This is a genomic window from Phytohabitans sp. LZ39 (assembly GCF_059359075.1).
This window is the reverse complement of sequence record NZ_JCADBM010000022.1, coordinates 142,328-159,956: the sequence shown is the minus strand read 5'-3', so window position 1 is coordinate 159,956 and position 17,629 is coordinate 142,328. Positions and strand designations below refer to the sequence as shown.

Annotated in this window: 18 protein-coding genes; 11 read left to right on the top strand and 7 right to left on the bottom strand. The window is 71.5% G+C overall.

What is annotated here, in order from left to right:
- Window positions 1–1,326: a BTAD domain-containing putative transcriptional regulator gene (locus AC5L36_RS34370; RefSeq protein ID WP_441222791.1), complete on the top strand. Its 1,326-nt coding sequence runs from the start codon at window positions 1–3 to the stop codon at window positions 1,324–1,326.
- Between the two features lie 370 nt (window positions 1,327–1,696).
- Here AC5L36_RS34370 and AC5L36_RS34365 read toward each other — a convergent pair whose 3' ends face one another.
- Genes AC5L36_RS34365 through AC5L36_RS34355 form a run of 3 tightly spaced genes read right to left on the bottom strand, consistent with a single transcriptional unit; the run spans window position 1,697 to window position 3,487 of the window.
- Entirely contained in the window at window positions 1,697–2,269 is a 573-nt protein-coding gene (locus tag AC5L36_RS34365) for a TetR/AcrR family transcriptional regulator (protein ID WP_441222790.1), read from the bottom strand.
- Window positions 2,214–3,188, bottom strand: a complete 975-nt coding sequence (locus tag AC5L36_RS34360) for an FAD-dependent oxidoreductase (protein ID WP_441222789.1) — start codon at window positions 3,186–3,188, stop codon at window positions 2,214–2,216. Before AC5L36_RS34360 ends, AC5L36_RS34365 begins: the two co-directional genes overlap by 56 nt.
- 56 nt (window positions 3,189–3,244) lie before the next feature.
- Window positions 3,245–3,487, bottom strand: coding sequence for a winged helix-turn-helix domain-containing protein (locus tag AC5L36_RS34355; RefSeq protein WP_441222788.1), 243 nt, complete (start codon window positions 3,485–3,487; stop codon window positions 3,245–3,247).
- A 185-nt stretch (window positions 3,488–3,672) separates the two neighbouring features.
- Here AC5L36_RS34355 and AC5L36_RS34350 point away from each other — a divergent pair, with 185 nt between their 5' ends.
- The 5 genes from AC5L36_RS34350 (at window position 3,673) to argS (ending at window position 8,535) form a co-directional block, all read left to right on the top strand.
- Entirely contained in the window at window positions 3,673–4,473 is an 801-nt protein-coding gene (locus AC5L36_RS34350) for a class I SAM-dependent methyltransferase (RefSeq protein ID WP_441222787.1), read from the top strand.
- A 152-nt stretch (window positions 4,474–4,625) separates the two neighbouring features.
- A complete protein-coding gene (locus AC5L36_RS34345; protein ID WP_441222786.1) occupies window positions 4,626–5,336 on the top strand; it encodes a hypothetical protein in 711 nt (236 codons plus the stop codon).
- 86 nt (window positions 5,337–5,422) lie between these two features.
- Window positions 5,423–6,127 (top strand): hypothetical protein, encoded by a 705-nt coding sequence (locus AC5L36_RS34340; protein WP_441222785.1) that lies wholly within the window; start codon window positions 5,423–5,425, stop codon window positions 6,125–6,127.
- 181 nt (window positions 6,128–6,308) lie between these two features.
- Window positions 6,309–6,692: a hypothetical protein gene (locus tag AC5L36_RS34335; RefSeq protein WP_441222784.1), complete on the top strand. Its 384-nt coding sequence runs from the start codon at window positions 6,309–6,311 to the stop codon at window positions 6,690–6,692.
- Window positions 6,693–6,846: 154 nt separating this feature from the next.
- On the top strand, window positions 6,847–8,535 hold the full coding sequence (argS, locus tag AC5L36_RS34330; protein WP_441222783.1) for an arginine--tRNA ligase: 1,689 nt from the start codon (window positions 6,847–6,849) through the stop codon (window positions 8,533–8,535).
- A gap of 418 nt (window positions 8,536–8,953) precedes the next feature.
- Here the strand turns inward: argS and AC5L36_RS34325 are convergent, their stop codons facing one another.
- Together AC5L36_RS34325 and AC5L36_RS34320 are read right to left on the bottom strand one after the other, a co-directional pair.
- The gene (locus tag AC5L36_RS34325) at window positions 8,954–9,088 is read right to left on the bottom strand and encodes a hypothetical protein (protein WP_441222782.1); all 135 of its coding nucleotides are present in this window, start codon (window positions 9,086–9,088) and stop codon (window positions 8,954–8,956) included.
- Window positions 9,085–9,621, bottom strand: coding sequence for a hypothetical protein (locus AC5L36_RS34320; protein WP_441222781.1), 537 nt, complete (start codon window positions 9,619–9,621; stop codon window positions 9,085–9,087). The genes AC5L36_RS34325 and AC5L36_RS34320 overlap by 4 nt, the downstream gene beginning before the upstream one ends.
- Before the next feature lie 48 nt (window positions 9,622–9,669).
- Here AC5L36_RS34320 and AC5L36_RS34315 point away from each other — a divergent pair, with 48 nt between their 5' ends.
- Window positions 9,670–9,906 (top strand): hypothetical protein, encoded by a 237-nt coding sequence (locus AC5L36_RS34315; protein WP_441222780.1) that lies wholly within the window; start codon window positions 9,670–9,672, stop codon window positions 9,904–9,906.
- On the opposite strand, the gene AC5L36_RS34310 is transcribed toward AC5L36_RS34315, so the two are convergent.
- The gene (locus tag AC5L36_RS34310; RefSeq protein ID WP_441222779.1) at window positions 9,899–10,852 is read right to left on the bottom strand and encodes a helix-turn-helix transcriptional regulator; all 954 of its coding nucleotides are present in this window, start codon (window positions 10,850–10,852) and stop codon (window positions 9,899–9,901) included. The genes AC5L36_RS34315 and AC5L36_RS34310 overlap by 8 nt on opposite strands.
- Before the next feature lie 57 nt (window positions 10,853–10,909).
- Between AC5L36_RS34310 and AC5L36_RS34305 the strand changes: the two genes are divergently transcribed.
- The 3 genes from AC5L36_RS34305 to AC5L36_RS34295 are packed head-to-tail and all read left to right on the top strand — an operon-like array spanning window position 10,910 to window position 12,737.
- Complete coding sequence (locus tag AC5L36_RS34305; RefSeq protein ID WP_441222778.1) at window positions 10,910–11,458, top strand: mycothiol transferase; 549 nt, start codon at window positions 10,910–10,912, stop codon at window positions 11,456–11,458.
- Window positions 11,455–12,054: a GNAT family N-acetyltransferase gene (locus AC5L36_RS34300; RefSeq protein ID WP_441222776.1), complete on the top strand. Its 600-nt coding sequence runs from the start codon at window positions 11,455–11,457 to the stop codon at window positions 12,052–12,054. Before AC5L36_RS34305 ends, AC5L36_RS34300 begins: the two co-directional genes overlap by 4 nt.
- Window positions 12,048–12,737, top strand: a complete 690-nt coding sequence (locus AC5L36_RS34295; RefSeq protein WP_441222774.1) for a DUF4097 family beta strand repeat-containing protein — start codon at window positions 12,048–12,050, stop codon at window positions 12,735–12,737. Before AC5L36_RS34300 ends, AC5L36_RS34295 begins: the two co-directional genes overlap by 7 nt.
- Before the next feature lie 188 nt (window positions 12,738–12,925).
- Here the strand turns inward: AC5L36_RS34295 and AC5L36_RS34290 are convergent, their stop codons facing one another.
- Window positions 12,926–15,577 (bottom strand): MGH1-like glycoside hydrolase domain-containing protein, encoded by a 2,652-nt coding sequence (locus AC5L36_RS34290; RefSeq protein ID WP_441222772.1) that lies wholly within the window; start codon window positions 15,575–15,577, stop codon window positions 12,926–12,928.
- A gap of 93 nt (window positions 15,578–15,670) precedes the next feature.
- Between AC5L36_RS34290 and AC5L36_RS34285 the strand changes: the two genes are divergently transcribed.
- On the top strand, window positions 15,671–17,578 hold the full coding sequence (locus AC5L36_RS34285) for an amylo-alpha-1,6-glucosidase (protein ID WP_441222770.1): 1,908 nt from the start codon (window positions 15,671–15,673) through the stop codon (window positions 17,576–17,578).
- The last annotated feature ends 51 nt before the right edge of the window (window positions 17,579–17,629 follow it).

Genomic DNA, 17,629 nt, shown 5'->3' with positions numbered 1-17,629 from the left:
ATGGAGTTCAGGCTGCTGGGACCCTTCGAGGCCGGCCGTGACGGCAAGCCCGTGACGGTCGGTCGGCGGCGGCAGGAGCGGCTGCTGCTGGCCATCCTGCTGCTCGACGCCGGCCACGCCGTCACCGTCGAACGGCTTGCCGACCTGCTGTGGGACGGCGAGCCGCCGGCGAACGCACGGGGCACCGTCCACACGTACATCGGCCGCCTCCGCACCGCCCTGTCACCGCACCGGGTGTCGATCGTGACCACCGGCGGCGGCTACGCGGTCGAGGGCGCCGACGTCGACACGGTGCGCTTCGCCGACCTCGCCCGCGGCGTGGCGGCCACGACCGACCCGGGCGAGCGGGTACGCCTCGCCGGCACCGCCCTCGCCCTGTGGCGCGGCCCGCTCCTGGCCGGCCTCGCCGGCGATACGCTGCGCCAGCGGCTCGGCGCGCCACTACACGACCTGCGGCTCACTACCGCCGAGACCCACGCGCGGGTGCTGCTCGACATGGGCCACCACGAGCGGGTCACCCTCGACCTCGCCGGCCTGGCCCGCGAGCACCCCACCCGGGAAGGGCTCGTGGCGAGCGTGATGACCGCCCTGTTCCGTGCGGCCCGCCAGGCCGACGCGCTCGACCTCTACGACCACGCGCGCAAGGCCCTCGCCGGCGAGTCAGGTGTCGAGCCGGGCGTCGAGCTGGAGACCGTGCACCAGCGCATCCTCGCCGGCGACCCGCGCCTGGAGCGCCCGGCCGCCCCGGTGTACGCGGTCCGGGTCCGCGACCACTGGCTGCCCTGGAGCGTCGGCGGGCACCCCGCGCTGGAGCTGTGCAACACGTACGCCGGCTGGGGCGGCGAACGCACGCCCGGCGCGGAGTGGCTCCGCGGCTATCCCACGCTCGCGGTGTGGGCCGGCCACCAGGACCTGCTCGACGACGCCACCGTCACCCACCTGCTCCGCGCCGCCCGACGCGACCCACTCGCCGCGGCCGCGGTCCTCGACGAGACCCGCGAGCTGCGGGCCAGGCTGTACGCCTGCCTGACCGACCCGGCGGACGCGAAGGCGTTCGCGGCGGTGGCCCGGCACGTCGAGGCGGCGGCCGCGGTGTCGGTCTTCCGCCGCGGGCCGGACGGGCTCGGGCACTGGCGGCTGACACCCGCCGCGGGCCTGCGCGCGCCGCTGCTGGCGGCCGCCCGCAGCGCCGGCGAGCTGCTGGCGGATCCGCGGCGTTTCACGGTGTGCGCCTGCGCCAGCCGGACCTGCGGCTGGCTCTTCGCCGACCACAGTGGACGCCGCCGCTGGTGCAGCATCGCCACCTGCGGCGACCACCCCACCTGATCCCGAGCACGAGGCCGCTCGCGGTGGTCAAGCTGCCCGAAGCCCGAAAGATTTGAGCTACGGACCGTATGCTCCCGCGGGCCGCCGCAAAGAACCTGTCGCAGGGACGCGAGAAGGGCTTGTCCCGCGGACCTCTACCTCCGCCGGTCCGGGAGCGGGCATTGTGGACAAACGTCGACCACCGCCTGGCGCGAGCTCAAACCCCCGCCGGTTGCGCGCAGGGTGAGCGCGACCAGCGGCGGACGGGTGAGGCCGCGGGAGCAGCGGTCTGGACCCCGACGGACGTCGCGGTAGCTCAAATCTCTGTCTAAATAGGAGGGTCGAAGCACCCCGACTCCGAAAGGTCTCTGGAACTCGGCGGCGGGGTTGGTCAGCCGCGCAGGCCGTTGCGGAGCAGGCTCACGGCGCGGTCGGCCTTGGCCCGCCGGCGCTCGAGGTCGTCGATCCCCTCGATCACCGAGGCGACCATGCGCATGACGTCGAGCAGGTCTTCCTTGGCCAGGTCGGAGCGGATGGCGCCGTCTTCCTGCGCGCGCCGGATCGGCTCGCCGAAGGCGTGGACGATCCGCTCGGCCAGCGCCTGGAGCTCCGGCGCCTCCTTGCCCTTGGCCAGCGCCTGGTGCAGGCCGTGGCTGCGCACCTGGTGGTCGACCAGCGAGCGCAGCAGCGCGTCGAACGCGTCGGGGCGGCCATCGCAGGCCATCGCGAGCTGCTCGATGTCGCGCACGTTGTCTTCGAAGATGGCGACCGCCAGCGCGTAGCGGTCTGGGAAGTGGCGGTAGAGCGTGCCGCGTCCGACGCCCGCGCGCCGGGCCACCGCGTCCAGGGGCGCGCCGAAGCCGGCGAGCGCGAACACCTCGCGCGCCGCCTCGATGATCAAGGCCCGGTTACGCCGGGCGTCCCGCCGGAGGGTGTGGCTCTCCGCGATCTGGACCGAGGTCACGGCCGAAGTCTACGAGAACGGTGCTCGCACATCCCCAGGACAGCGTTACTCCGGCCCCTCCGTGCCCATAGTTATGGATCATCCGGGCACCGCCGGGCAGCGGCTCGGGGTCGGCGCCGACCCGCGGGCCGCTCCGCCGCACCGGCCGCAGCCCGGCCAGCTCACCCAGCACCGGGGCGCCGGCGAGCTCCGGCACGAGCTCGGTGCAGCGGGCCACGATCCCCCGCGCGACCCGCGGATCCGGGCCGGTGTCCCACTCCCCCAGCTCGAACGTGCCGCCGAGCACCACGTCCCGGGAGCGTGGATGCACGTAGGCGGTGCCGGCCGGGTGGTGCTCGTCGCGTACCGACGTCTCGATGCCCGGATTGGCGACCAGGACGATCCGGCCGCGGGCCGGGACCATCGCGGCGTCCGCGCACAGCACACCGGCCGCGAGGCCGGTGGCGTTGACCACCACCGGCCCGAGCTCGGCCGCCTCGGCCAGGTCGCGGAGGCGCCGGCGCTCCAGCCGCACGCCGCCGCCGGCCAGCCGCGCCACGAGCCACTCCAGGTAGGGGCCCATCTCCACGGTGGGCACGGTGAACCGCCACTCACCGCCGTGGTCTTCGAAATCGGGGACGACCCGCGCCCACCACGGGTCGTCGGACGGCTGGACGAACATGCGGGTGCGGCGCATCACCACACCTGGCGCGCCCGCGGCCGCCTGGCGGGCCAGCTCGTCGTAGGTCTCCCCGGCCCAGGCCAGCACCCGGGGGTCGGGGTCGGTGTGCGTGGGATACCACACCGCGGCGGCCACGGCGGAGACGGTCCGCTCGGGCGGGTCGGCGGCCACGAGCGCCACCCGGGCGCCGGCATCCCGCAGGCGGATCGCGGACGTCAGCCCGATCACGCCCGCTCCGACCACGACGACATCGACCATTTGGGGTGGATGCACCACTTTCCGGGTGCCGGGTACGGTGTGGTTCTGGCGCGATCCTACTTACCTGGGGAGGACTGGACGGGCTTGCCCATTACGTAGACTCCACGGCCCTGGTGGCCCTCGAGCACCCCGGCGTCCTGCAACCGGCCGAGCGCCGCCTTGACCGGGGTGTCACTGCACTCGTATGCCTGCATCAGCTCGGCGATCGAGGGCAGCTTGTCTCCCGCCTTGAGTTCACCGGACTCTATCCGTCCGCGTATGTCATTAATGATCTTGCGGTAAACGGGCACGGCGGGCATGTGCTGGCACTCCCCTTGGTCGGCGTATGACATTTGATCATGCCCGCCCTGGGGTCTCAAGTATTCGTCGTACCCAATTGACTCTGGGTCCTAAGAACCCTAGGTTGAACGTTCGGTGAGGCGGCCCCCGCCCCTTGGTCGGCAACCTGGTGGCCCGGGTCGCCTCACCCCTTCCAGGAGGTTCGATGCCGGGCGGCTACGCCTACGACAACGACGCTGACGTGGCGCTCCAGCAGCACGCATGCCTATCCGCGATGCTCGACGACTTCACCCGCGCCCGCCTGTCCGCTGTGGACACTCCCGCCGGCCCGTTCCGCTGCCTGGAGGTCGGCGCCGGCGCGGGCAGCGTCGCCCGCTGGCTGGCCGGCCGCGGCGCGTCGGTGGTCGCCACCGACCTCAAGCCGCGCCACCTCGTCGAGGAGCCCGGCATCCGCGTGCTCGCCCACGACATCGTCGCCGAGCCGGTGCCCGACCCGCCGTACGACCTGATCCACGCCCGCCTGCTCCTGCTCCACCTGCCCGAGCGCGAGCAGGTGCTGGCCAAGCTCGCGGCCGCCCTCGGCCCGGGCGGCAGCCTGGTGGTCGAAGACTGGTACATCCGCACCGAAGACATCGTCATCGACGCGCCCAGCCGGGAGGACGTGGCACTGTTCGACCGCTACCAGAAGGCCCTGCTGCGCATCCTGGACAACGACCCCACCTGGGCCACCCGGATACACAGCCGGATGCGGGCGGCCGGCCTGCACGAGGTGGACACGGCCATCCACTCGCCCGTCTGGCCGGCCGGCAGCCCCGGCGCGCTGCTCGCGACGGTCAACCTGGCCCTGTTTCGCGACCGCCTGCTCACCGCCGGCCTGACCGGCGACGAGCTCGACCACCTGGAGTGGCTGGCCCGCGACCGCCGCTCCGGCCTGGTGATCCGCGGCCACTTCCTCTACTCCACCATCGGCCGCGCCCCACTCCCCAAGCCCACCGCTGCCAGGTGACATTCATCCGGGGCAACATCAATTTCCGATCGAGGCAGGATCACCGCCGATACACCAACCTCGGTCGCGCAAGAGCTGTGGCAAGATAGCGCGTGGGGTGTTGCCGCTATTGTCGACAAGCCCATGTCCACTGGCACCTTGCGAGGTGGTTGATGTCAAAGCGTGGTCATTCCGGTGAGTGGAGGTCACCGGACGACAAGTGGCCGCGCCACAATTCGCAATGGTTTCGCGAAGCCCTCGATTTCGCACGCAGCGCCGGATGGCATTTCAAGGAGTCCGGTGGCGCGGCACATATATTCGGAGTGGTTTTTTGTCGGAAAGTGGACACCAACGATTTCTGCTCCTACGTGGTGTTCAGCACCGGTGAGGGCGGTGAATCCGCCGCTACAGGCTTGAGAAGGAAGGTCGAGCAATGCCGGCACAGCGCCACGGGTCCGGCAAGCCGACTGGAGGCCGCGACGGTGAAGATGACCAAGGCCGAACGTCTGGTAGACGCGGCTGAGCGCTTGATCGACGCGCACGGAGGCCAGCAGGAGTCGTTGGAGGCGTGGGCACGCGCCAGCGAGCTTATGGACGCCGCCGAGTCAGACACCGCGGAGATCGAGCGGCTGTGGGAAATTGCCGATGACGCCGACAAGGCCGTCGCGCTTGCCGAGGAGGCGGCGCAGGAGGCCCTCGACGCCGCCGAGACGGACGACCTCGATCCTCGACGGATCATGGACTTGGCCGAGGCCACGGTGTCGGAGGTTCACCAGGAAGCCAAGAGCCTTCCACGCAGCCAGGCCGTACGGACCCTCAAGAAGAGGATCCAGCAGTGCCGCACGCGCCTCGCCGTGGTCCGGTCTCGTTTGGCGAATGGCTGAGCGACGTTGCAGTTCGGCCTAGACTGTTGGCAGTCGCCAACGCCACGTATATGCTCAGGTCGAGGAGTCAAGAGGCGGGTGAGATCATGTTCCGTGTCCCTCTTCACGTAGCCGGTGTCGATCTGACAGACGAAAGCACACTGTCCATGATCGGTGAGCGCCTTTCTGACTTGGAGTGGACGTCCGTCGACGGACGCGTGCTGGCCACGCTTCACACTGACAAACAGGACCCCACGGACGTTGCTGGCGTCACGGTGCAGGTCGCCCGACGCATTCGCCACGCCCTGCCCCACGCCACTCTGGTGGAGGTCGACCAAGATTTGGTCAGCGTTTCCGATATCGCCCATCGCGTCGGAGTCACCCGGGAGGCAGTTCGACTCTGGGTTGACGGCCGTCGCGGTCCGGGCGGTTTTCCGCCGCCAGCCGGCTCCCCAGGATCATCCAAGGTCTGGCGCTGGGCACGGGTCGCCGAGTGGCTTTCGCATAACTACAAGATCGATTTCGGTGAGTCATTCCTCAGCGACCGCGAGATCGCGCAGATCCACTGCGCGATCTCTGGCGTGCGCGAGCCCGTGGATGCCGAGTGGGAGGTCATCAATTCGTTCTCCGACCGCCTCATCGGCCATCCTGATACGACCCGCCTGACCCGCGCGGGCAGCTCATCCCCGCAGCTATCCAGTGCGTGGCGTATGGCGGTGGGGATGGTCAAGCAGCCGCCGGTGGCGGTTGAGATCGAGCCGTCCGAAACAGGCGCACAAAGCGGGAGCGACGGAGAGACTCGTGCCGGATAAGGCAAAATCTCGTGATCGTAGGCGCGCGGAGGTGAGCTCGCAGCGGGGTCGGCGTCTCACCTCCCAGCAGCCGGAGCAGGCGCCAGCGAGCCCGCCCAGCACGCCTGAGGTCAACCCGACCGAATTGGAGGCACTAGCCGCAAGCGCCGAACTGAAGGACGTCCGCGTTACAAAGTCCAATGTGGAGCTTTTCCGAGACGGCCCGCTGGACGACGTGGAGGCGGAGCTTGCGGTCAGCGCCGCCTACAGACGCCGATCGGAGGGATTCAGCTGCAAGTTCAGTGTCGCGGCGCCCCTCACGACCGTGGCGGGCGAGGCGATCGCGACGTTCGAAGTTGACGTGATCGTCTCTTTCGATCTTGACCAGCCGCCCGGCGACCTTGACCAGCTGATACCGGCCTTCTCAGCCAATGTTGGCTTCTTCGTTGCCTTCCCGTTCATCCGCGAGGCGCTGCAAAGCATGTCAGTTCGGGTTGGCCTGCCTCCGCTCACGCTTGGCCTATTGAGACGGGGATCGGAAGCCCCTCTGACCGCATCCTTCCGCACGGGCGGGCGCACTTGGTGACTCGCCTCGGAGGGCAGGGGTGGCCACCCGAGACATCATGGCCCGGCGACTGAGCAGGGCGTCCCGCTGGAGTACCTGGAAATAGCCGCCATCGCTATGGCTCGGGGCGTAATTGGGGCGACCACCGCCCGCGACCCCGCCTACATTTGCGGGCATGGCGACCTTGGAAGCTCTGCTCCACGACCGGCTCGCGCCCGCCTTCGAAGCGGTCGCCGGCGCGCGGGTGGACCCGAGCCTGCGACGGTCGCAGCGCGCGGACTTCCAGGCGGACGCGGCGCTCGCGCTGGCCAAGCGGCTCGGGCGGCCGCCGCGCGAGATCGCCGCGGCGGTGCTCGACACGGCCCGGCTCGACGGGCTCGTCGCGTCCGCCGAGGTGTCCGGGCCGGGGTTCATCAACCTCACGCTCGCCGACGCCGCGCTCGGGCCGCTGCTGGCCGCGATGAGCCGGGACGAGCGGCTCGGCGTGCCGCGGGTGGAGGCACCGGAGACGGTGCTCGTCGACTACTCCGCGCCCAACGTGGCCAAGGAGATGCACGTCGGCCACCTCCGCTCGACCGTGATCGGCGACGCGGCGGTGCGGGTGCTCGACTGGCTCGGCCACCGTGTGCTCCGCGCCAACCACCTCGGCGACTGGGGCACCCCGTTCGGCATGCTGATCGCGCACCTCGTCGACGAGGGCGAGACGGCCGAAGACCTCTCGCTCCGCGACCTCAACGCCTTCTACCAGGCTGCCCGCGCGAAGTTCGACGCCGACGAGGCCTTCCGCGAACGCTCGCGCAGCCGGGTGGTCGCCCTCCAGAGCGGCGATCCGGGTACCCGCCGGCTGTGGCGGCTGCTGGTCGAGGAGTCGGAGCGGCACTTCCTCGCCGTGTACGACCTGCTCGGCGTGCGCCTGACCGAGGGTGACTTCCGGGGCGAGAGCTTCTACAACGACATGCTGGAGCCGGTCGTGGCCGAACTCGACCGGCTGGGGCTGCTGCGGGAGAGCGACGGCGCCCAGGTTGTCTACCCGGCGGGCTTCACCGGCCGGGACGGCGGGCCGCTGCCGCTGATCGTGCGCAAGTCCGACGGCGGCTTCGGCTACCCGGCCACCGACCTCGCCGCGATCCGCCACCGCACCCGCGAGGTAGGCGCCACCCGCCTGCTCTACGTGGTGGGGCTGCCGCAGACCCAGCACTTCGCGATGGTCTTCCAGGTCGCCCGCGAGGCCGGCTGGCTCACCGAGCCGGCGCGCGCCCAGCACGTCGGCTTCGGCTCGATCCTCGGGCCGGACGGCAAGCTCTTCCGCAGCCGGGCCGGCGACACGGTCAAGCTCAGCACGCTCCTGGACGAGGCCGTGGCCCGTGCGTCGGCGCTGGTCGAGGACACCGAGATCGCGAAGCAGGTCGGGATCGGAGCGCTGAAGTACGCCGACCTCTCCAACGACCGCACCCGCGACTACGTCTTCGACTGGGACCGGATGATCTCGTTCGAGGGCGACACCGGCCCGTACCTCCAGTACGCGCGCGCCCGCATCCTCTCGATCTTCCGGCGGGGTGGCGTGACCCCACCGCACGACCCGGCCACGATCCCGGTCACCGCGCCCGAGGAACGCGCGCTCGCCATCGAGCTGCTCGGCTTCGCGGGCGTGGTCGCCGACGTGGGCGAGTCGCTGGAGTTCCACCGGCTGGCCGCCTACCTCTTCCGGCTGGCGACGACGTTCACCGCCTTCTACGAGCGCTGCCCCGTGCTGCGCGCGGAGGGCACCGCGCGGGAGAGCCGCCTCGCGCTCTGCGACCTGACCGCGCGGGTGCTAGGGCGTGGGCTCGACCTGCTCGGCATCGGCACCCCCGACCGCATGTGACAGACATTTCGGGGGTCGGGGTCGCCGCCCGTCGTGGCGTTTCTCGCGCGGCGCACGCCATCGCGGCCGTTACTCACGGCAACGGAACCCCTGTTGCTTTCCCGGATCGCCGATCCGGGAACAGCCATTGTGGACAAACGCCGACCACCGGCGCGACCAACGGCGGACGGGTGAGGCCGCGGGAGCAACGGTCCGGACCACGACGGACGTCGCGGTAGCTCAAATCTCTGTCCAAATAGGGGGCGAAGCCACCCCGACTCCGAAAAGTCCCTTGGTCTCAAGCGATCCACCACGGATCGCCCTCGAGCTAACAGCTCCGCGTCGCGGATCGCGCCGAAGGTCCACCAGCCAACGATCAGGGCCGACCCGCCGGAGGTGGCCGAGTGGCCGCGACCAACAGCGGACGGGTGGGCACCGACTAGCGCTCGACGATCGGGAGCGTGCGGCCGCGGCCGGGGCGGGGGTACTGGCGGGCGGCGCTGGCCAGGCGGCTGGCGTGGTCCTGCTGCTTGCGCCGGCGGTAGCGCAGGACCAGAACCAGCTCGGGCCTCACACCAGGACCGACTGTCCATTGTCGAGGGAATCGGTAGGCACGACACGGACGGTCGGGTCGCCGTCGAGGCACACCTCGTATCCCGTGGGCGGGCCGGCCGGCGACCAGCGGACGCCGACGACGGTGGCGGGCCGACCCTCGAGCCGGACGCGTGCCCCCGGCGGGTGACCCTCGTGGGCCTCGACGAGCAGCGCGTCGAGGATGTGTCGCACGCCGCCGAGCGAGCCGCGCAGGCTCACCGCGCGCAGCTCCCGGCCGAGCGTGACGGCCACGTCGCGGACCCGCCGGTCGGAGCCGCTCTCGCCGGCCGCGAGCGCCGCCTCCACCCTCGTCCACAGCCGCCAGCGGTCGCCGTCGAGCAGCAGCCGGGCGGCCCGGTCGAGCGGGGCGCAGGCGACGTCGACGGCCGCCTCCTCGCCCAGGTCGCCCACCCAGGCGCGGGCCTCGGCGGTGGGCAGCAGCTCCGGCGACTCGTGGGCCAGCACCGTGTACAGCATCGCGAGGGCGGTCTGCCGGCCCGGACCGTCGTACATCAGGCCGGCCGCGGTGGCGGTGCGCAGCCTCGGAAACCGCGCGGTCAGGTGCGCGGCCCGGCCCAGCGGAAGGTCGGCGGCCTGGCGGGTGTCGCGGACGCGGGCGTAGAACGGGCGCTGTTCGCGGAAGGCGAACAGCCACGCACGGTGCTCGTCGGTGGGGCCGGGCCACCGCCGCCCGCCCGGCGTCGCCTGCTCCTGGCCGAGCGGATCCTGGGCGACGAGCTCAAGCCGGGCCAGACCGTCAACCTCGACAGTGAAGGCGACGGCCTTCTGGTCAGCTAGCCGCCGCGACGAGCCGCTCGCCGAGCGTGCGCACCGCCCACCGCAGCTCCGGGCCGCCCACGACCCGGGTGATGCGGGGCACGACGGCGAGCTGCTCCGCGTACCAGATGGGATCGCTGGTGGTGCCGACAAGCCGGCAGGTGACGTCGTCGACCGGCTCGAGGCGGCCGAGCGCGCGCGGCAGCCAGCGGGACAGGGGCTCGACGGGTGACTCGATGAGCACCTCCGTCTGGTAGTCCCAACCGACGGACAGGTGCTCTTCGAGCATCGCCACCGGGTCGAGGTCGGCGGGTGGGCTGAAGGCCGCGTCGAGCACCGCCACGTCGCGGACCCGGTCGATCCGGTACGCGCGGCGGGCGCCCGAGGTGTGCGACCAGCACAGCAGGTACCACCGGCCGTGGCGGACCACGACCGCCCACGGGTCGACCTCGAAGACCCGTTCCGGACCGGCCTCGGAGCGGTAGCCGAGACGCACCCGGCGGCCCTGCGCGCGGGCCTGGACCAGCGCGGTCGTGGTCTGCGGGTCGGGGCGCGCGGCGGACCGGTCGGGCGCGGGCGCGGTGCTGCGCCGCACCGCCTCGGCCTGGGCGGCGACCGGCTCCGGCAGCGCGCGCACGAGCTTGCCGAGCGCGCTGCCCACCGGGTCGGTGGGGTCGCCCGCGTCGTGGTGGCCGTCGAGCACGGCCATGACCAGGCCGAGCGCCTCGGTGGCGCTGAACAGCAGCGGCGGCAGCCGCAGCCCCCGGCCGAGCCGGTAGCCGCCGTGCGGCCCGCGGACCGACTCGATCGGGATGCCGGCCTCGCGGAGGATCTCGACGTACCGCCGGGCGGCCCGCTCCGACACGCCCAGCTTGCCCGCGATGCGGTCGGCGGTGATCCCCGGGCTGCCCTGCACGAGCTCGAGCGCGAGCAGCGCCCGCGCGGTGGGACTCGCCTCGGTTTTCACCACGCCTCCCCACAATCCGGAAGCAGAACGACCGGAACGGAACCTAGCATGCCCGCCATGACAGTTCTCGACACCACGATCCACGAGCCGTCGTTCACCGCCGGCGAGGTGGAGATGCTGCTCTTCGCGCTCGACCGCTCCCGCGCCCAGTTCGCCTGGAAGTGCGGCGGCCTCGACGCGGCCGGCCTCCGCCAGCCGCACCCGCCGTCGACGATGACGCTCGGCGGGCTGCTCAAGCACATGGCGTTTGTCGAGGCCTACTACACCGCGCGCGACCTGACCGGCGGCCCGCCCGTGGGGCCATGGAAGGCGGCGGACTTCGCGGCCGACCCCGACTGGTGCTGGCACAGCGCGGCCGGCGACTCGCCGGACGACCTCTACGCCCTCTGGCAGGGCGCGGTCGAGCGCCGGCGGGCCGCGCTGGCGAAGGCGCTCGCCGAGGGCGGGCTCGACCAACCCACGAGGTTCGTCACCCCGGACGGTCGGTCACCCAACCTGCGACGCCTGCTCGTCGACCTGCACGACGAGTACGCTCGCCACGTGGGGCACGCCGATCTCTTCCGCGAGGCCGTCGACGGCCTGGTCGGCGAGGATCCACCCCAATGAGCGTCCGGATCGTCCCGGCCAACGAGGCGTCGTGGGACGACATCACCGCCGTCTTCGGTGGGTCCTACCCCGGCCGGTGCCGGTGCCAGCGGTTCAAGGTGGTGGGCTGGATTTGGCGCGACTCCACACAGGAGGAACGCACCGAGGCCCTGCGCACGCAGACCCGGTGCGACGACCCCGACGCGGCGGCCACCAGCGGGCTCGTCGCGTACGTCGACGGCGAGCCGGCCGGGTGGGTGGCGGTCGAGCCGCGCGTCGCGTACCCGAGGCTGCGCACCATGCCGGTCCCGTGGAAAGGCCGGCAGGAGGACAGGGACGACCCCGACGTGTGGGCGGTGACCTGCTTCGCGGTCCGCACCGGATACCGCGGCCGGGGCCTCACCTACGACCTCGTCCGGGCCGCGGTCGACTTCGCCCGCGAGCGCGGGGCCCGCGCGCTGGAGGCCTACCCGATGACCACCCAGCCGGGCAAGGTGATCACCTGGGGCGAGCTCCACGTCGGCGCCCGCCAGGTCTTCGAGGAGGCCGGCTTCAGGGAGGTCAGCCACCCCACCCTCCGCCGCGTCGTCATGCGCGTAGATTTCGCCGAGTGCTGACCCCCGCTCGCTGGCTCCTCGCGGCACTCGCGGCAGTCGCCCTCGCCGGCTGCGACACCACCGCCCTCAAGGTCGCGGAGGATCTCAAGACGTACGACGTGCCCGCCACCGTCACGACGGTCGAACTGACCGGCGGGTCAGGCTCGGTCGAGGTCGCCGCCGTCGACGGCCCGCACCGGGTCCGCGAGCGGCACGTGTACGCCGACCTACCTCCGCTCACCAGCCACCGCGTCGAGGGCGGCACCCTGTTCCTGGTGGACCAGGGTTGCGGCAAGGCGGCCGACGCCGACGGGCGGTGCTCCACCCACTACCGGATCGAGGTGCCCCGCACGCTGGCGGTGACCGTCAAGGTGCGGACCGCGCCGGTGACGGTGACCGGCATGACCGGCGCGCTCGACATCACCACCGACGTCGGCGCGATCCGGGGCACGGGCCTGGCCGGGAAGACGAAGGCCACCACGAGCGTCGGCGCCGTCGAGCTGCGCTACGCGGCCGCCCCACCCGCCGTCGACGTGACGAACGACGTCGGCGCGACCCAGGTGTTTCTGCCGGCACAGGGCGAATACCGCATCGACGCCAAGACCGCCGCCGGCCCGGCCGTCAACCTGCCCAGCCTCCCGAAAGCCAAGAGCGCGATAACCCTGCGTTCGAGCACCGGCGCCATCACAGTCGCCCCGGCATGAGGCGCCTCCCGCCCGGTCCTCAAGAGGGCAGCCCTGTCACTGTCTGGGCGGGTATACGCGACCCCTGCTGGGAATTCACGCCCAAGAGGGCTGCCCTCTTGGGGAGGGAGGCGCGGCCAACGGCGGAGGGTGAGGCCGCGGGAGCAACGGAGAGTGACCACGACGGGCGTCGCGGTAGCTCAAGATCTCTATCGTCTCGTCGTGAGGATCAGGTCGGCGACCAGGGCGGTCCACCCCGTCTGGTGCCAGGCGCCGAGGCCGGCGCCGTTGTCGCCGTGGAAGTACTCCGGGAAGACGATCAGGTCCTTCCAGTCGGGGTGGCGTTGGAAGAGCTCGCAGGCGCCGTACATCGGGCGGCGGCCCCAGGCGTCGGGCACGAAGAGTGAGATCAGCCGGTCGGAGAGGTCGTCGGCGACCTCGTTGAGGGTGCGTTTCTTGCCGGAGCGGGTCGGGTGCTCGATGGCCAGGCCGTCGCCGAAGAAGTCGGCGTAGTCGCGCAGCGCGCTGATCAGCAGGTAGTTGGTGGGCATCCAGATCGGGCCGCGCCAGTTGGAGTTGCCGCCGAAGAGGCCGCTGGTGGACTCGGCCGGCTCGTAGCCGACGGTGAACTCCTGGCCGCCGAGCTCGACCGTGAACGGCTTGTCCAGGTGGCGGCGGGAGAGGGTGCGCAGGCCGTACTGGGAGAGGAACTCGTCCTCGTCGAGCATGCGGGCCAGGATGCGCACGATCTGCTCGGGGCCGACCATCGACAGCAGGCGCCGTTTCATGCCGTCGCCGGCCAGCCGGCGGGCGCCCAGCACGTCGGCGTAGGCGGGCTTGTTGGTCAGGAACCAGCGCAGCCGCGCGGCCAGCTCGGGCAGGCGGGCGAGCGTGCGGGAGCTGAGTGTGGTGGTGGCGGCGAGCGGGAGCAGGCCGACCACCGAGCGCACCTTGAGCGGCACGGTGCTGCCGTCGGGCAGGCGGAGCTGGTCGTAGAAGAACGAGTCTTCCTCGTCCCACAGGCCCTGCTGGTACGCGGCCGCCGCGATGTACGCGAAGTGCTCGAAGAACTTGGTGGCCACGTCCTCGTACGCCCGGTCGTGCTCGGCCAGGCGCACGGCCATGTCGAGCAGGTTGAGCGCGTACATGGCCATCCAGCCGGTGCCGTCGGACTGCTCCAGCACCCCGGCGACCGGCAGCGCCGCCGAGCGGTCGAACGGGCCGACGTTGTCGAGGCCGAGGAAGCCGCCCTCGAAGACGTTGTTGCCGTTGATGTCCTTGCGGTTGACCCACCAGGTGAAGTTGAGCAGCAGCTTGTGCATCACCCGGGCGAGGAAGTCGTAGTCGCGGCCGCCGTCGATCTCGAAGACGCGCAGCGCGGCCCAGGCGTGCACGGGTGGGTTGACGTCGCCGAACGCCCACTCGTACGCCGGGATCTGGCCGTTGGGGTGCATGTACCACTCGCGCAGGAGCAGCAGCACCTGCTGCTTGGCGAACTCCGGGTCGACGCGGGCCAGCGTGACGCAGTGGAAGGCCAGGTCCCAGGCGGCGTACCAGGGGTACTCCCAGGGGTCCGGCATGGAGATCACGTCGAAGCTGTTCATGTGCCACCACGCGCTGTTGCGCCCGTGCTTGCGGCCGGCCGGTGGCGGCGCGCTGCCCGGGTCGCCGTTGAGCCACTGCTCGACGTCGAAGTGGTAGAACTGCTTGCCCCACATCAGCCCGGCGATGGCCTTGCGGAGCACGAGGGCCTCTTCGCGGCTCGCGCCCTTCGGGGTGAGCTTGGTGAAGTAGGCGTCGGCCTCGGCGCGCCGCGCGGCCACCACCTTGTCGAAGTCTTTGCCCAGGTCGAGCAGCGGGGCGGCCTCGTCGCCGGGCGGCGGTGAGGTGAGCGTCAGCCGCAGCCGGATCCACACCTCGCCGCCGGACGGCACGGTCAGCTGGTAGTGGAGCGCCCCTTTTGTCCCGGTCATCGCCGGGTTTACCGTGTCGGCGCCGTCGACCACGTGGTCGTTGATGCCGTCCTTCGGGTACTCGCTGCGGCCGGGCAGACCCCAGAGTCTCTGGGTGTTGGTCTCGTTGTCACAGCACAGCACGGTCGGGTCGCCCTCGCCTTGCAGCACCACCTGGCCGAGCACCCAGTGCTCGCCGACCAGCCGGCCGTCGCCGCCACGCAGCACGGGCACCTGGTCGCGGCCGGGCAGCCCCCACGACCATGTGTTGCGGAACCACAGCGTGGGCAACACGTGCAGCGTCGCGGTGTCCGGGCCGCGGTTTGCCACGTTGACCACGATGCACATGTCGGTCGGCGAGGCCTTGGCGTAGTCGACGGTCACCGCCCAGTAGCGGTCGTCGTCGAAGACGCCGGTGTCGACGAGCTCGTACTCGGTCTCGTCACGGCCCCGGGCGGCGTTGACGGCCACCAGGTCGTCGTACGGGAAGGCGGTCTGCGGGTAGTGGTAGCGCCAGCGCATCCAGGAGTGGGTCGGGGTGGAGTCCTCGTACCACCAGTACTCCTTGACGTCCTCGCCGTGGTTGCCCCCGTCGCCGCCGAGGCCGAACATCCGCTCCTTGAGGATCGTGTCCTGGCCGTTCCAGAGGGCGAGGGCGAAGCAGAACGTCTGGCGGTCGTCGCAGACGCCGGCCATGCCGTCCTCGTTCCACCGGTAGGCGCGGGAGCGGGCACAGTCGTGCGGGAAGTAATCCCAGGCCGTGCCGTGCTCCGAGTAGTCTTCCCGCACCGTGCCCCAGGCTCGCTCCGACAGGTACGGCCCCCAGGACCGCCATGGCTGCTCTCCCGCGTTGGCCTGGGCCAGCCGCGTATGCTCCGCGTCGCCGGCGGACTTAACCCCGCGTGCCACCTTCGCCTTCCGTCGTCGTGACCACACGGGACCATTGTCCCGGTGGCGTGTTACAGGCGCCGTCATGGCCACCCGCTCTCGGTAAGGAGCCTAATGATTCCCATCGGTTTCGGTCCGCAGGTCTGTGGCGATCTTGTGATGGGTACCACCAGGGAGTGGCTGCTCACCGACGGGCTCGGGGGCTATGCCATGGGAACCGTCTCGGGCCTGCGCACCCGCCGGTACCATGCGCTGCTGGTGGTCGCGGGAGATGTGCCGGCGTCCCGTCACGTGGGATTGGTCTCCCTCGATCCGGTCGTCACCCTGCCCTCGGGCGCTCACGTGCGGCTGGCGACCCACGAGTGGGCCTCTGGAGCGATCGAGCCGAAGGGGCACCACCTGATCGAGCGCTTCGACCTCGCCGACGGGCTCCCGCGCTGGCGGTGGCGGATCGGCGACGTGGTGATCGAGCGGGAGATCGCCATGGCGCACGGCCGGCCAGCCGTCGCGGTGGTCCACCGCCTGATCGCCGGCTCCGGAGTCCGGCTCGCGCTGGAGGCGCTCTGCACGTGGCGCGACCAGCACGGCGAGCGGTACGCCGACGGACCGCCGCCGCGCGTCATCCCGACCGTCGACGGCGCCGTCGTCGAACAGGCGTACCGCATGGCCGGCCCCGGCTGGGCACCCACGGGCCAGTGGTGGCGCGGCGCGCACCACCGCGAGGAGGCCGCGCGCGGGCTCGCGTCCGAAGAGGACATCTGGTACGCGGGGCGCTTCGGTGGCGCGCTCGACGCACCGGGCGACACCCTGGAGGTGCTCGCCTGGGCCGGCGACCTGGAGGACCGGCCCGCACCGGCCACCGAGGTCGTGGCCGCCGCCCGGGAGCGGCACTGGCAGGTCATCGCGGCCGCCAAGCCCGCCGACCCGGTCGACGCCACGCTCGCCCTCGCGGCCGACGCCTTCGTGGTGCGCACCGGCGCCGGGCCGGACGTGGTGGCCGGCTACCCGTGGTTCGGCGCGTGGTCGCGAGACACGATGACCTCGTACGAGGGGCTCTTCCTCGCCACCGGCCGCGCCGAGGAGGGGCGCGAGCTGTTGCGGTCCTACGCGGGCACGCTCTCCCGGGGCATGCTGGCCAACACCGCCGACACCGGCAGCGTCGAATACAACACCAGCGACGCCACGATGTGGTTTCTGCACGCGGTCGACCGGCACGTGACGGTCACCGGCGACACCGACCTGGCCGCCGAACTCCTGCCCGCGCTGCGCGGCATCGTGGACGCGCACCTGGAGGGCACCCGGTACGGCATCCGCGCCGACCCGGCCGACGGCCTGATCGCACAGGGCGCGCCGGGCGAGGCACTGACCTGGATGGACGCCCGCGTCTACGGGGTGCCGGTCACGCCGCGCGCGGGCAAGCCGGTCGAGGTGAACGCGCTCTGGGTCAACGGTCTGGCCGCGATCGTCGATCTCGCCGCGCGGGTGGGCCAGGATCCGGGCGCCGCGCCGGCGGCTCACGCTCTGGCACTTTCTGCTTACCGTGAGCGCTACCCCGCACCCACCGGCTGGCTCTACGATGTGCTCGACGGGCCGGGTGGCAACGACATGTCCCTCCGCCCCAACCAGCTCCTCGCGTGGTCGCTACCCCGCGCACCCATGCCGGAGCCCGACCATGCCGCGCTGCGCGCGATCGGCGCGGCCCTCATGACCCCGCTCGGCCCGCGCAGTCTCGCCCCCGACTCGCCGGGCTACACCGGAAGTCACCGGGGCACGCCGGCACAACGGGACGCGGCGTACCACCAAGGGACCGTCTGGCCGTGGACAATAGGCCCCTACGCGGATGCGGCTCGGAAGGCCGGCTGGCGAATTAGCGAGTTGTTCACCGGTATCGAGTCTCATTTGCCCGAGTTTGGCCTAGCATCCGTAAGCGAAACCGCCGACGGGTACGCGCCACACGCGGCGACCGGTTGCCCCTTCCAGGGCTGGTCTGTCGCGGAGGCGCTGCGCGCTCGACGGTTTTGATCGGTGCGCGTTACATGCACGCAACGGTGGTGTCTTCACTGGTTTTCTCGT

Coding starts and splice junctions, on each gene's coding strand:
- AC5L36_RS34370 (WP_441222791.1), top strand. CDS start 1: ATGGAGTTCAGGCTGCTGGGACCCTTCGAGGCCGGCCGTGACGGCAAG.
- AC5L36_RS34360 (WP_441222789.1), bottom strand. CDS start 3,188: ATGGTCGATGTCGTCGTGGTCGGAGCGGGCGTGATCGGGCTGACGTCC.
- AC5L36_RS34355 (WP_441222788.1), bottom strand. CDS start 3,487: ATGCCCGCCGTGCCCGTTTACCGCAAGATCATTAATGACATACGCGGA.
- AC5L36_RS34350 (WP_441222787.1), top strand. CDS start 3,673: ATGCCGGGCGGCTACGCCTACGACAACGACGCTGACGTGGCGCTCCAG.
- AC5L36_RS34345 (WP_441222786.1), top strand. CDS start 4,626: ATGTCAAAGCGTGGTCATTCCGGTGAGTGGAGGTCACCGGACGACAAG.
- AC5L36_RS34340 (WP_441222785.1), top strand. CDS start 5,423: ATGTTCCGTGTCCCTCTTCACGTAGCCGGTGTCGATCTGACAGACGAA.
- argS (WP_441222783.1), top strand. CDS start 6,847: ATGGCGACCTTGGAAGCTCTGCTCCACGACCGGCTCGCGCCCGCCTTC.
- AC5L36_RS34320 (WP_441222781.1), bottom strand. CDS start 9,621: ATGTACGACGGTCCGGGCCGGCAGACCGCCCTCGCGATGCTGTACACG.
- AC5L36_RS34305 (WP_441222778.1), top strand. CDS start 10,910: ATGACAGTTCTCGACACCACGATCCACGAGCCGTCGTTCACCGCCGGC.
- AC5L36_RS34300 (WP_441222776.1), top strand. CDS start 11,455: ATGAGCGTCCGGATCGTCCCGGCCAACGAGGCGTCGTGGGACGACATC.
- AC5L36_RS34285 (WP_441222770.1), top strand. CDS start 15,671: ATGATTCCCATCGGTTTCGGTCCGCAGGTCTGTGGCGATCTTGTGATG.